This is a genomic window from Halorhodospira sp. 9622, from assembly GCF_022228025.1.
GTDB lineage: Bacteria > Pseudomonadota > Gammaproteobacteria > Nitrococcales > Halorhodospiraceae > Halorhodospira > Halorhodospira halophila_A.
In genome coordinates this window covers 1-16,332 of the sequence record NZ_JAJNRE010000036.1, presented here as the reverse complement: position 1 = coordinate 16,332, position 16,332 = coordinate 1, and the positions used below count along the sequence as shown (strand labels likewise).

Annotated in this window: 15 protein-coding genes; 13 read left to right on the top strand and 2 right to left on the bottom strand. The window is 60.4% G+C overall.

The genetic code is table 11. From position 1 onward, the window contains the following. Positions 1-144: 144 nt before the first annotated feature. Complete coding sequence (gene tenA / locus LRG07_RS12645; RefSeq protein ID WP_238642551.1) at positions 145-813, bottom strand: thiaminase II; 669 nt, start codon at positions 811-813, stop codon at positions 145-147. 249 nt (positions 814-1,062) lie between these two features. On the opposite strand from tenA, the gene LRG07_RS12640 reads away from it, so the two are divergent. From LRG07_RS12640 to LRG07_RS12580, 13 genes are all read left to right on the top strand, one after another. Then, complete coding sequence (locus LRG07_RS12640; protein WP_238642550.1) at positions 1,063-1,551, top strand: NfeD family protein; 489 nt, start codon at positions 1,063-1,065, stop codon at positions 1,549-1,551. Next, positions 1,544-2,521 (top strand): SPFH domain-containing protein, encoded by a 978-nt coding sequence (locus tag LRG07_RS12635; protein WP_201167388.1) that lies wholly within the window; start codon positions 1,544-1,546, stop codon positions 2,519-2,521. Before LRG07_RS12640 ends, LRG07_RS12635 begins: the two co-directional genes overlap by 8 nt. Positions 2,522-2,566: 45 nt before the next feature. Then, the gene (locus LRG07_RS12630) at positions 2,567-2,938 is read left to right on the top strand and encodes a DUF2237 family protein (protein WP_238642548.1); all 372 of its coding nucleotides are present in this window, start codon (positions 2,567-2,569) and stop codon (positions 2,936-2,938) included. Positions 2,939-3,086: 148 nt separating this feature from the next. Further along, the gene (locus tag LRG07_RS12625; RefSeq protein WP_238642546.1) at positions 3,087-5,060 is read left to right on the top strand and encodes a class I SAM-dependent DNA methyltransferase; all 1,974 of its coding nucleotides are present in this window, start codon (positions 3,087-3,089) and stop codon (positions 5,058-5,060) included. Continuing rightward, the gene (locus LRG07_RS12620; RefSeq protein ID WP_238642545.1) at positions 5,057-6,427 is read left to right on the top strand and encodes a restriction endonuclease subunit S; all 1,371 of its coding nucleotides are present in this window, start codon (positions 5,057-5,059) and stop codon (positions 6,425-6,427) included. The genes LRG07_RS12625 and LRG07_RS12620 overlap by 4 nt, the downstream gene beginning before the upstream one ends. Then, positions 6,424-7,395: a GIY-YIG nuclease family protein gene (locus LRG07_RS12615; protein WP_238642544.1), complete on the top strand. Its 972-nt coding sequence runs from the start codon at positions 6,424-6,426 to the stop codon at positions 7,393-7,395. Before LRG07_RS12620 ends, LRG07_RS12615 begins: the two co-directional genes overlap by 4 nt. Further along, complete coding sequence (locus tag LRG07_RS12610; protein ID WP_238642543.1) at positions 7,382-10,549, top strand: type I restriction endonuclease subunit R; 3,168 nt, start codon at positions 7,382-7,384, stop codon at positions 10,547-10,549. The genes LRG07_RS12615 and LRG07_RS12610 overlap by 14 nt, the downstream gene beginning before the upstream one ends. A 39-nt stretch (positions 10,550-10,588) precedes the next feature. Further along, on the top strand, positions 10,589-11,785 hold the full coding sequence (locus tag LRG07_RS12605) for a hypothetical protein (RefSeq protein ID WP_238642542.1): 1,197 nt from the start codon (positions 10,589-10,591) through the stop codon (positions 11,783-11,785). A 74-nt stretch (positions 11,786-11,859) separates the two neighbouring features. After that, positions 11,860-12,324, top strand: coding sequence for a hypothetical protein (locus LRG07_RS12600; RefSeq protein WP_238642541.1), 465 nt, complete (start codon positions 11,860-11,862; stop codon positions 12,322-12,324). Positions 12,325-12,903: 579 nt separating this feature from the next. Further along, complete coding sequence (locus tag LRG07_RS12595) at positions 12,904-13,935, top strand: DUF3644 domain-containing protein (protein WP_238642540.1); 1,032 nt, start codon at positions 12,904-12,906, stop codon at positions 13,933-13,935. Positions 13,936-13,963: 28 nt separating this feature from the next. Continuing rightward, positions 13,964-14,500, top strand: a complete 537-nt coding sequence (locus LRG07_RS12590; RefSeq protein WP_238642538.1) for a hypothetical protein — start codon at positions 13,964-13,966, stop codon at positions 14,498-14,500. An 89-nt stretch (positions 14,501-14,589) separates the two neighbouring features. Then, complete coding sequence (locus LRG07_RS12585) at positions 14,590-15,087, top strand: hypothetical protein (protein ID WP_238642536.1); 498 nt, start codon at positions 14,590-14,592, stop codon at positions 15,085-15,087. Positions 15,088-15,165: 78 nt separating this feature from the next. Continuing rightward, positions 15,166-15,762, top strand: coding sequence for a hypothetical protein (locus LRG07_RS12580; protein WP_238642535.1), 597 nt, complete (start codon positions 15,166-15,168; stop codon positions 15,760-15,762). Positions 15,763-15,890: 128 nt separating this feature from the next. Here LRG07_RS12580 and LRG07_RS12575 read toward each other — a convergent pair. Continuing rightward, a partial coding sequence (locus LRG07_RS12575) for a tyrosine-type recombinase/integrase (RefSeq protein WP_238642534.1) occupies positions 15,891-16,332 on the bottom strand: 442 nt, incomplete at its 5' end.

Genomic DNA, 16,332 nt, shown 5'->3' with positions numbered 1-16,332 from the left:
CAGACGCGCAGCGCGCTTTTGTCCAAGGGCTCGGATGCGAGCGCGGCCAAGGCTTCGGACTAGGGCGCCCCATGCGGGCGGATCAGCTTACCGAGATCCTTTTCGGTGGGGGACCATTGGGCGTTTCATAGCGCGGGCCCACGACTAATCGGCGCCATCCAGGCCCATCTGCCAGAAATCGATCTCCAGACGGGTCGCATCCCGAAAGACCTCCGTCAGTTCGTCGAAGCGGCTGCGGGTCACCTCCGCCAAGCGGGTGTTGAGCCACGCCCGCTCGGCTTGCATGCCCGCCTGGAACTCCTCGCTCTCGTACATGGCAATCCAGGCGTCGTAGGGATTGGCGTCGCCGCGGACGGTGTCCGGCTGCGCATTGAGCCAGTTGGCGATCTCCCCGTAACCCACCAGGCAGGGTGCCAGGGCCACGTGCAGATCGAGGAGGTCGCCGCGGTTGCCGGTGTCCAGCACGTACCGGGTATAGGCCATGGTGGCTCGGGCCTCGGGCAACGTCGCCAGATCCGCTTCCGAGATGCCCCACTCGCGGCAGAACGACACGTGCAAACCAAGCTCCACGTCCAGGATCGTCTTCATACCCTCATGGGCCTGGCGGAGATCCTCCAGGTTGCGGCTCTTGTAGGCCGCCAGGGCGTAAGCGCGGGCAAAGTGGGTCAGGAACAGGTAGTCCTGCTTGAGGTAGTGGCGGAAGGCCTCCGCGCTCAGGGTGCCTTGACCGAGCGTGCGTACAAACTCGTGCCCGATGTACGCCCGCCAGTCCTGTTCGCAGGCCGCGACCAGGTCATCGAAAGTGAAAGCCATCGTGCTTGCCTCCCTGTTGCGCGGTGCTCCGGGTTCTCAATCCCGCTTGCAGGATACCAGCCCTTGACGCTCTCGCTCGTGAGTGGCCCGAGGCGGTGAGCAGAATCTGTCCATCTTTCGCGAACCCGCGCAGAGCGGGGCTGCACCGGGTGTCTCCACACGGTTTTCCACAGTTATTGTGAAAACCCGCCGGTCCATGCTGGTAGGCTCGTAGACCGGTAGGCTGCGGAGCGAGCAAAGGGGGGCATGGTGAGCGCATGGAGTCTCTGGTTGGGTGGGGCGATCGTCCTGGTCCTGACGGATCTTTTCCTCTTCGGCGGAGCGAGCGGTGTGCTGCTCGCTGCGGCGGGCATGGCGCTTTTCGGGATGGGAGCCGCGCTGTTGGGTCTGTCCTGGGAGTTGCAGATCCTCACCGCCGCGCTCTCCGGGGTGGTGTTGGTGCCGCTGGCGCTGATGCTGCTCCGGCGCTGGACGCCGGGGCAACTGACGCAGGGCGTGGACGACCCGCGGGTGCGGCACCAGACGTTTCGGGTCCACCTCGATGCCCGTGGCGATCCGCGGGTCCACATCCTCGGTGATGAGTTCGGCGCACGCCCCTGGTCGGCGGACATGCAGCTCGAGGAAGGGGCCGCGGTCCGACTGGTTCGCTTTGAGGGCACGACGGCGGTCGTGACCCGTGAGGACGGGGGTGGTTCCGGAAACCCCCAACAAGGACGCAAAGGTGAGCACCATGAATGATGCCGTGGCGATTCCCGAGGTGACCTCGATTCTGGTCGTACTGATGGCGGTGCTGCTCATCGCCATCCTCGTCAAGGGTCTGGTGATCGTCCCGCAACGCCATGCGATGGTGATCGAGCGCCTGGGTCGTTACCACCGGACGCTGGAGGCGGGGCTGAATCTGATCATCCCCATCCTCGATCGACCCCGTCCGATCACGATTGTCCGCTACCGCGACAACAAGAAGAGTATCGATACGGAGAAGCAGATCGACCTGCGTGAGGTGGTGCTCGACTTCCCCAAGCAGGAGGTCATCACCCGCGACAATGTCGGGGTGCGCATCGACGGGGTGCTGTATTACCAGATCATGGACGCCCAGGCGGCCATTTACGGCGCCGAGAACCTGGTCCTTGCCGTCCAGACCCTGGCGCAGACCTCGCTGCGCTCGGAGATCGGGCGCATGGAGCTCGATCAGATCTTCGAGTCCCGTCAGGAAATCAACGGCCGGCTGCAGGCGACCATGGACGAGGCCGGCAACAAGTGGGGCGTGAAGGTCAATCGCGTCGAGATCCGCGATATCGATATCCCGGACGACATCCGCGAGGCCATGAACAAGCAGATGGCCGCCGAACGTGCCCGGCGCGCCGAGGTGCGCGAGGCAGAGGGCTACAAGCAGGCAGAGATCCTCAAGGCCGAGGGCGACAAGGAGGCCGCCGTGCAGCGGGCCGAAGGCGAGAAGCGGGCCATCAAACAGATCCTCGAGGCTGCCGACGACGCCGACGGCCTGGAGTCGCGGGATGCGATGCGCTACCTGATCGCCCAGGGCTACATCGAGGTGCTGCCCAAGGTCGCGCAGGACGGCGAGCGGGTGTTCCTGCCGCTGGAGGTCACGAGCCTGATGGGATCGGTGGGCGGTATTCGCGAGCTGCTGGGGCCGGCGACGGGGGCTGCGGCGGCTTCAAGCCAGTCCGGTTCCGGCGCCGGTGGATGAGCGGCCCAGCCGGACGATCCCCCACCTTCGGAGTTGGAGATAGCCATGAGTCAGCCTTTCGAGTCCGTCAACGTCCTGGGCCAGCCCCTCGCGGCCTGTAGCACTCAGCCTTTGACCGGTTTCTACCGGGACGGGTGCTGCAATACCAGCCACGAGGATTTCGGGATCCATACGGTCTGCGCCCAATTGGACGAGGCGTTTCTGGCCTTTACCCGGGAGCAGGGCAATGACCTGACGACCCCCAATCCCGTCATGGGGTTTCCCGGCCTTCAGCCCGGGGACCGGTGGTGTCTGTGCGCCGGCCGCTGGATGGAGGCCTACCGCGCGGGAGTGGCTCCCCGGGTGGATCTGCACGCCACGCATGCCGAAACCCTGGCCGTGATCGACCTCGAAACGCTGAAGGCTTACGCGCTGTGAGTGCGAAGCCGTTGGTTCCGCGCCCGTTGCGCGCCTGCTAGCCCCCGCGGTCCTGGTTCCCTTGGCTAGGCAGCCTCTGGATGAGGGTAACCCCTCAAGTTAGAGTGCCAATCCACGTGCCTACATCTCAGGAGCAGGATCAGCGAGGATGAACCAAGAGAACCTGGCGAGCTTCATTTGGGGGGTTGCCGACCTCCTGCGCGGTACGCTCAAGCAGTCGCAGTACGGGCGGGTGATCCTGCCCTTCACGGTTCTGCGCCGGCTGGAGTGCGTCCTTGAGCCGACGCGGGATCAGGTCCTGGAGCAGGCCAAGGCCTACCAGGACAAGCCGGCGGCGATGCGCGATCGTATCCTGCGCAATGAGGCTGGTCTGGAGTTCTACAACACCTCGCCGTTGCGGCTGGCCACGGTCTCGGAGACCCACACCCGGGAGGACCTCAACGACTACGTGCGCCACTTCAGCGCGGCGGCGCGTGAGGTCTTCGAGCACTTCCGCTTCGAGGAGTTCCTCGAGCGCCTCGAACACGGCGACGCCCTCTACCCGGTGGTCCAGCGCTTTGCGGCCATGGACCTCAGTCCGCAGCGGCTGGATAACTTCTCCATGGGCGTGGTCTTCGAGGAGCTGATCCGCAAGTTCGCCGAGGCCTCCAACGAGACCGCCGGTGAGCACTTCACGCCTCGGGATGTCGTGCACCTGACGACGTCGCTGGTCTTCACCGGCCAGCAGGGGCGGCTGCAGCGCGGCGAGATCATCAAGATCTACGACCCGGCAGCGGGCACCGGCGGGTTCCTGTCCGAGGCGCAGAACTACATCCAGCAGATCAGTGAGGGCGTGGATGTCTCGCTGCACGGCCAGGAGCTCAACCCGGAGTCCTACGCCATCTGCAAGGCGGACATGCTCATCAAGGGCGAGCCGGTGAGCAATATCTCCCTGGGCAACACGCTCTCCGACGATCAGCACGATGGGGAGCGCTTTGATTACCTGCTCGCCAATCCGCCGTTCGGGGTGGACTGGAAGGGTAGTCAGCGTGCAGTGAACGAAGAGCACGAGCAGCTGGGTTTCGCCGGCCGCTTCGGCCCCGGGCTGCCGCGGGTCAATGACGGGGCGCTGCTCTTCCTACTCCATCTGGTGAGCAAGATGCGCCAGGACCAGAGCAGCCAGTGGCCGTCGCGCATCGGCATCATCCTCAACGGCTCGCCGCTGTTCACCGGCGGCGCCGGCGGAGGTGAGTCGGAGATCCGGCGCTACCTGCTTGAGCGCGATCTCGTCGAGGCGATCGTGGCCCTGCCCACGGACATGTTCTACAACACCGGCATCGCCACCTACGTCTGGATCCTCTCCAACGCCAAGCCCGCCGAGCGCAAGGGGCACGTGCAGCTGATCAACGCCACTGAGCACTACTCGAAGATGCGCAAGTCGCTCGGCAACAAACGCCAGTACCTCGACGACGAGGCAATCCGGACCATTGTGAAGCTCTACGGTGACTACCAGGAGACTGAGGAGAGCCGGATCTTTCCTGTGGAGACCTTCGGCTACCGGCGGATCACCGTCGAGCGCCCGCTGCGCCTCAACTTCCAGGCCAGCGAGGAGCGCATCGTCCGGATTCCAGAGCAAAAGCCCATCCAGAAGCTCGGCGAGGAGGATCAGCAGGCGATCCTGGACGCCTGCCGTCGGCTCGATGGCGCCCTTTACCAGGACCGCCAGGTCTTCACCCGGGAGCTCGAAGCCGCCCTGAAGAGTGAGGGTGTGAAACTCAAGCCGAACCAGCACAAGGCCGTGCTCGCCGCCCTCAGCGAGCGCGACCCCGAGGCGCCGATCTGCCGGGACAAGAAAGGCCGGGCCGAGGCGGACCCGGAATTGCGGGATGCCGAGAACGTGCCGCTGACCGAGTCCGTCGACGACTACTTCGAGCGCGAGGTGAAGCCGCACGTCCCCGATGCCTGGATCGACACCAGCAAGAAGGATGCGCGTGATGGGGAAGTGGGCATCGTCGGCTACGAGATCCCGTTCAACCGCTACTTCTACAAGTACGAGCCGCCCCGACCGCTGGAGGAGATCGACGCTGACCTGCGGGAGTGCACCAACCGGATCAAGCGGATGATTGAGGAGCTGTCGGCATGAGTTTTCCGGCGTATCCGGAGTACAAGGATTCGGGGGTGGCTTGGTTGGGCGAGGTTCCCGTTCATTGGTCCCGCAAGCCTTTAAAGTTCTTGACGAATTTTGTGAATGGGGCTGCTTTTAGGCCAGAAGATTGGTCTGATGAAGGCGTCCCTATTGTCCGAATAGAAAATCTCAATGAAAGTGATTCCTTCAATCGTTACAACGGTGAGGTTCACCAACGGTATCACGTCCGTCAGGGGGATCTTTTATTTGGGTGGTCGGGTAACAAAGGAACGTCTTTCGGGCCTTTCATCTGGAGGCGTAGTGGTCTTCACTACCTAAATCAGCATATATTCCGTTTAACTGATTTTAGCGTTGACAGGGATTGGCTTTACTGGGCTCTTCGCTCCGTAACCGAAACCATCGAGGATGAGGCGCACGGAATCATAGGGATGGTTCATGTCACCAAGGGGAAGCTTGGGAGCATTCAGATTCCGGTAATGGGTTTGGAAGAGCAGAAAAAAATTGCCAATTTCCTTAACCATCAAACCGCCCGCATCGACGCCCTGATCGAGGAGCAGCAGCGCCTGATCGAGCTGCTCAAGGAGAAGCGCCAGGCGGTCATCTCCCATGCCGTCACCAAGGGCCTCGACCCGGAGGTACCGATGAAGGACTCCGGTGTGGAGTGGCTGGGGGAGGTGCCGGAGCATTGGGTCGTGGATCGGATCAAATGGTCGATTTCCCTTTGTAAGAACGGGGTTTGGGGTGATGATCCACAAGGTAATGCGAATGACTTCCCCTGTGTTCGGGTAGCGGATTTCAATAGATACCGCATGCGTGTCGCTTTGGATGATCCGACCATCCGTAACGTTAGTGCGTCTGAGCGTGCGGGTCGAGTTCTTCAGCGTGGAGATCTTGTGCTTGAGAAATCCGGTGGTGGCGAGAAGCAACCTGTCGGATTTGTGGTTCTGTACGAAGATCAGAGAGATGCCGTATGTTCTAACTTTACTGCTCGCATCGCTCTAGGGGAAGGGATGGTCCCATCTTTTTGGCGTTATGTGCACGGTGCAGCGTACAGCATTCGTCTCAACGTCCCGTCAATCAAACAGACTTCTGGAATCCAAAACTTAGATCAGAACAGTTATTTTGATGAACGCGCCGCCTTTCCGCCGCCGGAGGAGCAAAGGGCAATCGCTGACTTCCTCGACGAGGAAACGGATCGCATCGACAAGTTAATTCGTGAAGCACTAGGTAGTATCGACTTGCTTAAAGAGCGCCGCTCAGCCCTGATCTCCGCCGCCGTCACCGGCAAGATCGATGTCCGCGATTGGACGCCGCCGGCCTCGAGCACAGAACCTGAGCATGAAGGCGAGGGCGCCGTGACATGAGCTACGGCCGCAGCTTGCGCCTGTTCCTGGTGGATGACTCGCCGAACGGGCTGATCACCGCCGAGATCATGAACTGGACCGGTCATGTGCTGACCGGGCCGCGGAGCAAGCTCAGCGAGCTCATCCAGCGCCCCGAGTGTGCGCGCACCGGCGTGTACTTCCTGGTGGGGCCGGACCCGGACAACAGCCTGCGCCCGCTGGTCTACATCGGCGAGACCGATGACGTCGGGACGCGTCTCAAGCAGCACAACCGCCCGGAGGATCAGGGCGGCAAGGACTTCTGGGAGAAGGTCTGCCTGGTCACCAGCAAGGACCAGAACCTGACCAAGGCCCACGTCAAACACCTGGAGAGCTTGCTCATCCAAAACGCCATGGAGGTCGGCCGGTGTCGTCTGGCCAACGGCACGGCCAAGGCGTACGCCAACCTGCCGGAGGCGGATCGGGCCGACATGGCCTTCTTCCTCGATCAGATCCGCGTCGTCCTCCCGGTGCTCGGCTTCGACTTCCTGCGGGCGGTGCCGAAGCCATCGACGCCGGAGAAGTCCGGCGATCAGCCGAAGGCGGAAGCCTCGCCGTTTTTCAGCCTGGAGTTGCCGAAACACGGGCTCAAGGCCCGCGGCCAGGAGTACGAGGGCGAGTTCTACGTGCTATCCGGATCCCTGGCCCGAGAGTCGTGGAAGGGACCAAGCGGTGGCTACGAGGCCTTGTTCCACCAGCTCTGTGAGGACGGGGTGCTGGTCGACGACGGTGCTGGCCGTCGGCGGTTCACCCAGGATCAGGCCTTCTCGAGCCCGAGCGCTGCAGCGGCCATTGTTTCGGGCCGCACCGCCAATGGACGGGTCGCATGGAAGCTGGAGGGGAGTTGCGAAACCTATGCGGAATGGCAGGATCGACAGGTACAGGCCGCCGAGGAGGCGGCGGCATCGGCGAGTGATCAAGGAGTGAGCCCCGGCGATGGCGGATCCTAAAGAGCGCGCCTTCCAGCAGGCCATCATCGACGAACTGGTTGCCGCCGGGTGGCAGCTCGGCAGCAGCGCCGCCTACGACCGCGAGCGCGCCCTCTACCCGGAGGATGTGATCGGCTACTTCCGGGAGGCCCACCCGGATCAGTGGGAACGTTTCGCCAAGCACAACGCTCGGGAGCCGGAGAAGGCGCTGCTCGATCACGTGGCCCGCGAGCTGGAGAAGGTCGGCACGCTCGAGGTGCTGCGCCACGGCTTCCGCACCCCGGGGGCGAAAGTCGAGCTCGCCACCTTCAAGCCCGACCACTCGATGAACGAGACGGTGCTTGAGCGCTACCGGCAGAACCGGTTGCGCGTGGTGCCCGAGCTCTCGTACTCGCCGCACGCGAAGGAGGGCACGTACAACCCCCGGCTGGATCTGGCTCTGTTCGTCAACGGTCTGCCCGTGGCCACCCTGGAGCTCAAGAGCGAGTTCCAGCAGTCGGTGGAGCAGGCGATCCGCCAGTACAAGCACGACCGGCCAACGAAGGCGAAGACCAACGGCAAGCAGGAGCCGCTGCTCAAGTTCAAGCGCGGCGCGCTGGTTCACTTCGCCGTCAGCCAGGACCGGGTGGCCATGACCACCCATCTGCAGGGCAAGAAGACAAAGTTCCTCCCCTTCGATCGCGGCACCGAAGAGGGCGGTGCGGGCAATCCGCCCCCGGTCTCCGAGAACGACTACGCCACCAGTTACCTCTGGCGCGAGGTCTTCCAGCCGGATCACTGGCTGCACATCCTGGGGCGGTTCCTGCACCTGGAGCAGAAGACGCACGAGGACTTCCACGGCCGTCGGAGCAAGAAGGAAGCGCTGATCTTCCCGCGCTACCACCAGTGGGAGGCGGTGACCCGCCTGATTGACGCCACCCGGGAGGAGGGGCCCGGGCAGCGTTACCTGATCCAGCACAGCGCCGGCTCCGGTAAGTCGAACTCCATCGCCTGGACCAGCCATCAGCTGGCCAGTCTCTACAACGACCAGGGTGAGAAGCTCTTCGATTCGGTGATCGTCGTCACTGACCGCAACGTCCTCGATCAGCAGCTGCAGCAGACGATCTACCAGTTCGAGCACGCCAGCGGGGTGGTTCGCCTGATCACTGGTAGCGAGGGTCGCAGCAAGTCGGAACAGCTGGCCGAGGCGCTGAAGGCGCGCACGCGGATCATCGTGGTCACCATCCAGACCTTCCCAGCGCTGTTCGAGGCACTGGATCGGCACAAGGATCTGGCCGCCGGCAAGTACGCGGTCATCGCCGATGAGGCGCACTCTTCGCAGACCGGCACCTCGGCGCACAAGCTCAAGGCGCTGCTCGGTGTCGAGCGCAGTGAGGACGAGGAGGTCAGCGCCGAGGAACTGCTTGATGAGGCGGTGGCGGCCCGCGGCCACACGGATCGGATCAGCTACTACGCCTTCACGGCCACGCCCAAGGCGCGGACGCTGGAGATGTTCGGCCGCCCGCCTGATCCCTCCCGGGGCCCGGCCTCGGACAACCTGCCGGCACCCTTCCACGTCTACTCCATGCGCCAGGCCATCGAGGAGGGGTTCATCCTCGATGTGCTGCAGAACTACATCACCTACAAGACGGCCTTCCGGCTGGCGCACCCCCACGGTGAGGCGTACGAGGTCGACGCCCGCGAGGCTTCATCGAAGATCGCCCGCTGGGTGCGGCTGCACGAGTACAACATCGAGCAGAAGGTGGAGGTCATCGTCGAGCACTTCCGCGAGCACGTGCGCCATCTGCTCGATGGCCAGGCCAAGGCCATGGTGGTCACCAGCAGCCGCCGCGAGGCGGTGCGCTACCAGATCGCCATGCGCAAGTACATCGACCAGCAGGGCTACGCCGATGTCCACCCGCTGGTGGCCTTCTCCGGGCAGGTGGAGCCGGATGAGGTGATCCCGCAGGCTGTGGACGAGCGTAGCAGCCTCCTCAATCCGGGGCTCAAGGGCCGCGATCATCGGGACGCCTTCGACACCGATGACTTCAACGTGATGATCGCGGCCAACAAGTTCCAGACCGGCTTCGACCAGCCGAAGCTCTGCGCGATGTACGTCGACAAGCCACTCCAGGGGGTCGATTGCGTCCAGACACTCAGCCGGCTCAACCGCCCGTTCGAGGGTAAGGAGGGGCGGACCTTCATCCTCGACTTCGTCAACGATCCGGAGGAGGTGCGCAAGGCCTTCGAGCCGTACTACCACACCGCCGAGCTGGAGGATGTCTCGGACGCCCAGGTCGTCTACGACCTAATGCGCAAGCTCAACGAGGCGCAGATCTACCAGTGGGAGGAGGTCAAGCAGTTTGCCCACGCCTTCTACGACTCGAAGGCCAAGGACTCAAAGCTTAATTACTACGTCCGCCCCGCCCAGGACCGGTTCCAGAAGCGCTACCAGGCCGCCATCGAGGCGGTGCGCAACTGGGAGTCCGAGCGCAAGCGTGCCGAGTGCCAAGGCGATCAGGCCGGGCAGCAGCGTGCGGAATACGAGCTCAAGGAAGCGAACGAGGCGAAGGAGGCTCTCGAGCTCTTCAAGAAGGACCTCAACAGCTTCGTGCGCATCTACGAGTTCCTCTCGCAGGTGATCGAATACGGAGACCGTGATCTGGAGGCCCTGGCTGTCTTTGGCCGCTACCTGGGTCCGCTCCTACGCCTGGAAGCCATCGATAAGGATGAGGTCGACGTCTCGGAACTGGAGCTGACCCACTACCGCATCCAGAAACAGGCCGAGCAGGCCGTTCGACTGGGAGAAGAGCAGGGCGCATACGCCCTCCCCGCCGTCAGCGGTGTCGGCTCGGGGCAGGCGCGGGAGCCCGAGAAGAAACCGCTCCAGGAGATCATCGACCGGCTCAACGATCTCTTCGGTCACGACACAGCCGACGAGGACAAGCTGACCTGGCTGCAGGAACTCGGCACCCGGGCGCGACGGCACGAGCAGGTCGACCGCCAGATCGACACCTACGATGTCGACCAGATCATGCACGGGAGCTTCCCCAAGGTGCTGGAGAAGATCCTCATCGACAGCATCCAGGAGCGAGAGCAGATGGCCACCAAGGCCCTGGAGAGCAACGACAACTTCGATGCTCTGGCGCGGCTGCTGGTGCGGTTTATGAAAGCGGAGAAGGAGGCGTCCACCTGATGGGCGTCGACTCAAGGGATCGAGGCGGGGGGCGGATGAATGCCTAGCTATGCGGACCTCCTGCTCCAGCCAGAGGAGGGTGGTGACTTTATCAAGGCTCGCCGCACGCCCTTGGGGTCGACGAACGGCCGCAGTGAGGCGTGGCTGCGGGATCTGCTCGCTGAAAACACGGATGTGCTGCCGATCGGCGAGATCGATCCGTCCTTCGCCCCTCTTGCGCCGCTATGCACCGAGCTTGCGACCGAGGCGGGACCGGTGGATGCTGCCTTCATCAACCCAGCAGGCCGCCTGACCCTGGTCGAGTGCAAGCTCTGGCGCAACCCGGAGGCCCGACGCAAGGTCATTGCCCAGATCCTCGATTACGCTCGAGCCATTTCCCGCTGGGAGTACGCTGATCTTCAGCGGCGCGTAGCTGCGGCGTCCGGTGTGAAAGGGAACGTGCCTTATGAGGCGGCCCGGCGGTTACAGCCCGAGCTCGATGAGGCGGTATTCGTCGATGCCACTGCACGCGCCCTCCGGGAGGGCCGCTTTCTCCTGTTGATCGCCGGAGACGGCATCCGGGAGGGGGTCGGCGGCATCACTGAGTTGATCACCCGGAATGCCGCGCTCGGTTTCAGTTTCGGTCTGGTGGAGGTCGCCCTCTACGAGTTCGGTGACCGGGGCATGGTCGTCCAGCCCCGGGTGGTTGCGCGCACCGAGACGATCGAGCGCACCTTCCTGCTGGTCCAGCAGGGCGGGGAAACGGCGCTGAACGAGCAGGATGCCGAGGGCCGCGAGAGCGTCGAGGAGAGCTCAGGAGCTGCATGGGCCATCGAGGAGGAACAGCGCTGGTGGGCCCCGCTAACCCAGATTGCCTTCGACGATCCGGAGCAGGAACCCCCCGTCTACCGACCTCGGAACCATGTGCGCACACCGATGCCGATGCACGGCGTGTGGGTGACGGCATTTCGGGCCAAGAGCCACCGTATCTGTGGCGTGTTCCTCGGTGGCAGGAAAGCGGAGAGGTTCCGGGCCCTGGATGCCCTCAACCAGGAGCGAGAACAGATTCTGTCCGAGCTTCCGGAGGGAGCGCACGAGGGCATGGATGGCACCCCGGACCGCCCAGGCTACGCCCTTTATGCACCACTTGAGGATTTCGAAAGTGACGAGGCCTGCCGGCGCTGGTTGGCAAGTCAGCTAAACGATTTCGTCAACGTTCTTCGGCCTAGGATCAAGAGCATTGGGATATTGGGTTAAATTGTGAATCGCTATGGTTCTGGCGTGCGTGGCGCACCTAAACACCATAGCCTTGCTTCATTCAAAGGAAAAAAATGGAAAGCACTGTAAGCCTAACAAAGATCAAGTGGATGGCGGCGGCGCCTTACCTCCTCGTTATGCTGATTGTCCTTCATGGGCCCGTCCTAGGGTATTACGACATAAACATATTTGGTGTTCAGCTATCTCTTATCACACTGATCCCTTACTTGATTTTCCACTTCGTGAGTAGAAACCACCCGGTTGATTTTGTGGCCGTACATACCAAGCACGCGATGAGTATATTCCTAGTATACCTTCTCATCTTTGTTGTGCTAAGTGTCTCCATGGCTGTCTACGGCTTTGGGGTGGTTTCATCGGATACAGACCTTCTGATGTCTGCGGGCGTCGTGGCAGGCGGTTTCGCTTTGCTACTTTGGGGTGTCGTGATCTACGCGCTGATCGCTGGCACGATCGGAGCTATTAGGGCATTCAAGCTGATTTGTCCCGATAAGACCCAATGGGCAAAAGCAGAACAATAAAAGCATGCCTTACATGCTTAATGGCCTACTAATAAAAATGGGAAGAGGCTGGCCCTTCGTGTTTTATAGGGCGTTTTAGGGGCGGCTGACATTGACGGGGTTTTGTTATCCTGCAATTCGTAACCATTCCAACTTGGACGGCTATAATGGGGCCCAAAGACAATCGACAGAAGCCGCAGCACGATCTCTTCCGCATGGAGCCAGCCAACCTCAACAGCCCGCGCCATCGGCTGGTCCAGCTCTTCGGGCCGCGCACTCTGCAGCACGCCTACAACCTCAAAGTGCTTTGCCGCTATGCGTGCGATAGACTCCCGCGGATGAGGCTTGCACCCCGCTACCTGATTTTGCGAACGCCGTGACGATGTTCCCCTCGGATGCGCCACTTCCAGCAACGCCGCGGCGGTTCTCCAGGTATCTCCGTTGCGGTGCCGGCATGCTTGGTGTTGAGCAGTTCGTTCCTGCGGCACCGAACCATCGACGCAATCCCCTCATCTCGGGGTTGCCATATATACAGAATTAAACCCCATCGGGTTACGCAGAATCTTTCGATACCACTGTTAGCGATGGAGGGAGGAAGAGTTGCGATCTAGATCGCGTGTACTGCTAGACAAGGCCACGCAGGCCATGGTCGCCGCTATTGAAGTCTACAATAAGCCTCAATTCTCTTACCGAGAAGAAACGTTCTGCATCCTGGCGGTGAATGCGTGGGAGTTGCTACTGAAAGCGCGCATCCTGATGCTAGAACGAAATAGAGTCAGTGCAATACTCCAGTATGAGAAACGCAAAAATGCGGACGGTAGCGTATCACGGCAATTGTACCGCAAGAAAAACAGGTCGGGCAACTACGTATCAATCGGACTATTCCGTGCATTCGATACTCTCGTTAATGACTATAGTGACTCAGTGCCGCCGGTGGTGCGCAGGAATCTCGAGCTCTTGACAGAGATCCGCGACAATTCGATCCACTACATCAATAACGAGAGCGCGTTAGAGAGGAAGGTGCAGGAGATCGCAACCGCTTCACTTATGAACTACATGAACTTAGTTCGGCAATGGTTCGGCGTCGATTTCACCCAATACCATATATTTCCAATGCCTTTGGCATTCGTTCGTGATTTTCATGTTGCAGAGGGGGTCACGCTCAATGGCCAAGAGAAACGACTGCTCCACTACCTTGAAGGTGAGGAGAAATCCGCAAGCGGTAGCGAGCCGGATGATTTCAGCCTGGCAGTGAAGCTAGATCTAAAGATGTATAGGTCGTCCGACAAGGGTGACGTTTCCGTCCGCCTGTCGAATAGCCCAGATGCTGTTCCGGTTCAAATGACTGAAGAGGATATTAGGGAGCGCTACCCGTGGGACTACGACGTGCTGACGACCCGGCTTAAGAAACGATACGTCAATTTTAAACAAAATCAAACCTACCATAGGCTCAGACAGAGCCTTGAAACTGATGAACGTTTCTGCAAGAAGCGACTCCTTGATCCTGGCAACCCGAAAAGTAACGTCAAGAAATTCTACAACCCTAGTATCCTTCAAGAATTCGATAAACACTACACGCGTGCTAACAAATCCATGCAGCCGCCGCCGCAGAGCGGCGCGGCTGATGGATAGCGTTGTGTGTCCATAACGAGGCAATGCTATGGCCCTTTTGGCCGAAGAAATTATTGAAGAATGGCTGAACAGACAGGGTTACTTCACTATCCGGGGTATCCGTCTTGGCGTTAACGAGATTGATTTGGTTGCAGTGAAGTTCAGATCGGGCGAAAAACCCGTCTGTCGCCATATTGAGGTCCAAGCCTCAATGAGGCCAGTCAGCTACATCTCTAAATTGCCCAAAGCTGCACGAAGGACCGGACGGGCCGCAAATAGCGCAGCGCGCTCACAGGAAGAGCTTGTTGAAGGTGTCGCCGAGTGGGTAGAAAGAAAGTTCCATGCCACTGAAAAACGGGCGCTTATGGAGACTCTGTGGAGCGGCGAGTGGTCCTCCGAGTTGGTCATAAATAAGGTCAAATCTGAGCAGGAAGTAGAGCTTATCGCTCAGCACGGAACAATCATCCACCGGCTTCCAGAGATTGTCCGGGAGCTTCAAAGAAAGATATTCCCCATCAAGCGTGCTGCTGGTTCCGATTTTATTGACCTATTGCAGATGGGGGCAACACACAACAAGACGCTCTAGCGGACGCTCCTTCGTCGCGCAGGTAAGCTCTGCGTTGGGCGCAATGAAAAACTCCAAAAGCTAAGTCATCTATTAGGAAAAGATTAGCGATGTTGATGGCAGTCGTGCATATTATTGGAACCTTGCTGGCACTTACGGTGTTCTTTTTTGCTACGGGTTCCGTTGAGGCATATCGTAGCCGAAGACGGCTCGAGGGCGTCCTTGAGGCGGCGGCCCTCAGGTTGGGCCTGTCTCGCGAACAGGTGTTTGACCGAGCGCACGTGGACCAAGTAATTCGATATCTGGCTCATACGTACGGAACGGAACATATTGCGAACCGTTTCTCTGATTTGTGCAGGGCCCTCACGGTCACTCTGGAATTTCTTAGCTATCTTTCTCAGATCACCATTGTCGCGTTCGCAGTGTGGATTGCATTCACTGAGGGCTTCTCCTACGCGCCGGTGGCATGGGTTGCGCTGATTGTCGCTGCCTGCTTTTGGGGCCTGATCATGCTCACGTCGGCGATTTGTTATCTTGTGACAGGACGTAGGCCTGGAGAAGCGCGAGACGCCAGAGAACTTGTTAACAACTGGGCGCGTAATAATTAAAGCCCAACAAACCGCTGGAGCCGACGCGCTAACGCCCGCGGCTCAGCGCGGGCGTTAGCTAGCATGGGGATCAACTGCATGATGCGAGCAGGAACAGAGGTTGAGATTACGCAGTCCTCCGGAGAATGGTTGATTCTCGATATAGGGTTTGCAAATAAATCTCGCAGCTGTGGTCTTCTCATTAATAATGAGCAGCCGGTCGATCTTCAGTTCAGTGAAGCCGTAAAGAGAATATGTGACTTTATCGTCAATAGCAGGCAGCCAGTCAACCTGATGATAGAAGCCCCGTTGTCAGTAGCATTCGACGACCAGGGAAACCCGACCGGTAGATCGGTCGAAAAGCAAGGAGGAAAGACCAGGTATTGGTATTTCGGGCTTGGTTGTACAATCATAATTGCCGCGTTGTATTTGCTAAGAGAAGTATTCGAGAGCAAGGGAAAGACTGAGGTTCGTCTATTTGAGGGCTTTGTGTCTTTCAAGGACAAAAATAAGAAAAGCAACCATTCCAGGGACGTAAAGATGCTGCGGGAAGTTGTAGAAGATCGCTCTTCGCATCCTGGCGCAATCGTTGAAGAGGCTGGGCTACGAATAAAGGAGTCGGATACATTGAAAAGCGCATTTATGGTTGCTGGAATGGATGTTGGTGTGCCTCCCGTAATTGTGAGAAATGGTTAACCAAGCCATGCACCGGAAGCCAAACCCTCCGCTTCCGTTCGGTTTTTTCACGGGTGATGGCTGCCGTTAGCGGGAAGGGCTGCAGGTTGAGAGCCCTGGCGGAAAGATGACCGCCAGGGCGGGATCGTTCACCGGTCCTCGATCGAGCGCAGCTCATCAATGAGCAGTTGGCGGCTGTTGTGGACATACCGCTTCAGCGACGAAAGGCTCCGGTGGCCGGAGAACTGTGACAGGCGGTTGGGGTCCCAGCCGGTCCGATCGGCCATGCGCGAGATGGCCTCATGGCGCAGATCGTGGAAGGTCAGGTTGTTGAAGAGCTCAGGGTCAGGCTCCTCGCCGCGGGCCTGGCAGTCGGCGTGATAAGCCTTGCGGGCCCGGTTCAGGATGCGCCGCCAGGCGTTGCGGATGGCCTCGATCGAGTAGGGCGAGACACGATCGCCGGTGCGGGCCTTACGCAACTCGCGCAGCGTCTCACACGCCCGTGTGGTCAACAGGACCTCGCGGCGCTGGCCGTTTTTCGTGTCCTCAAGGACCGCGTAACCCTCGTCGTCGTAGACGTTGGCCCACTGC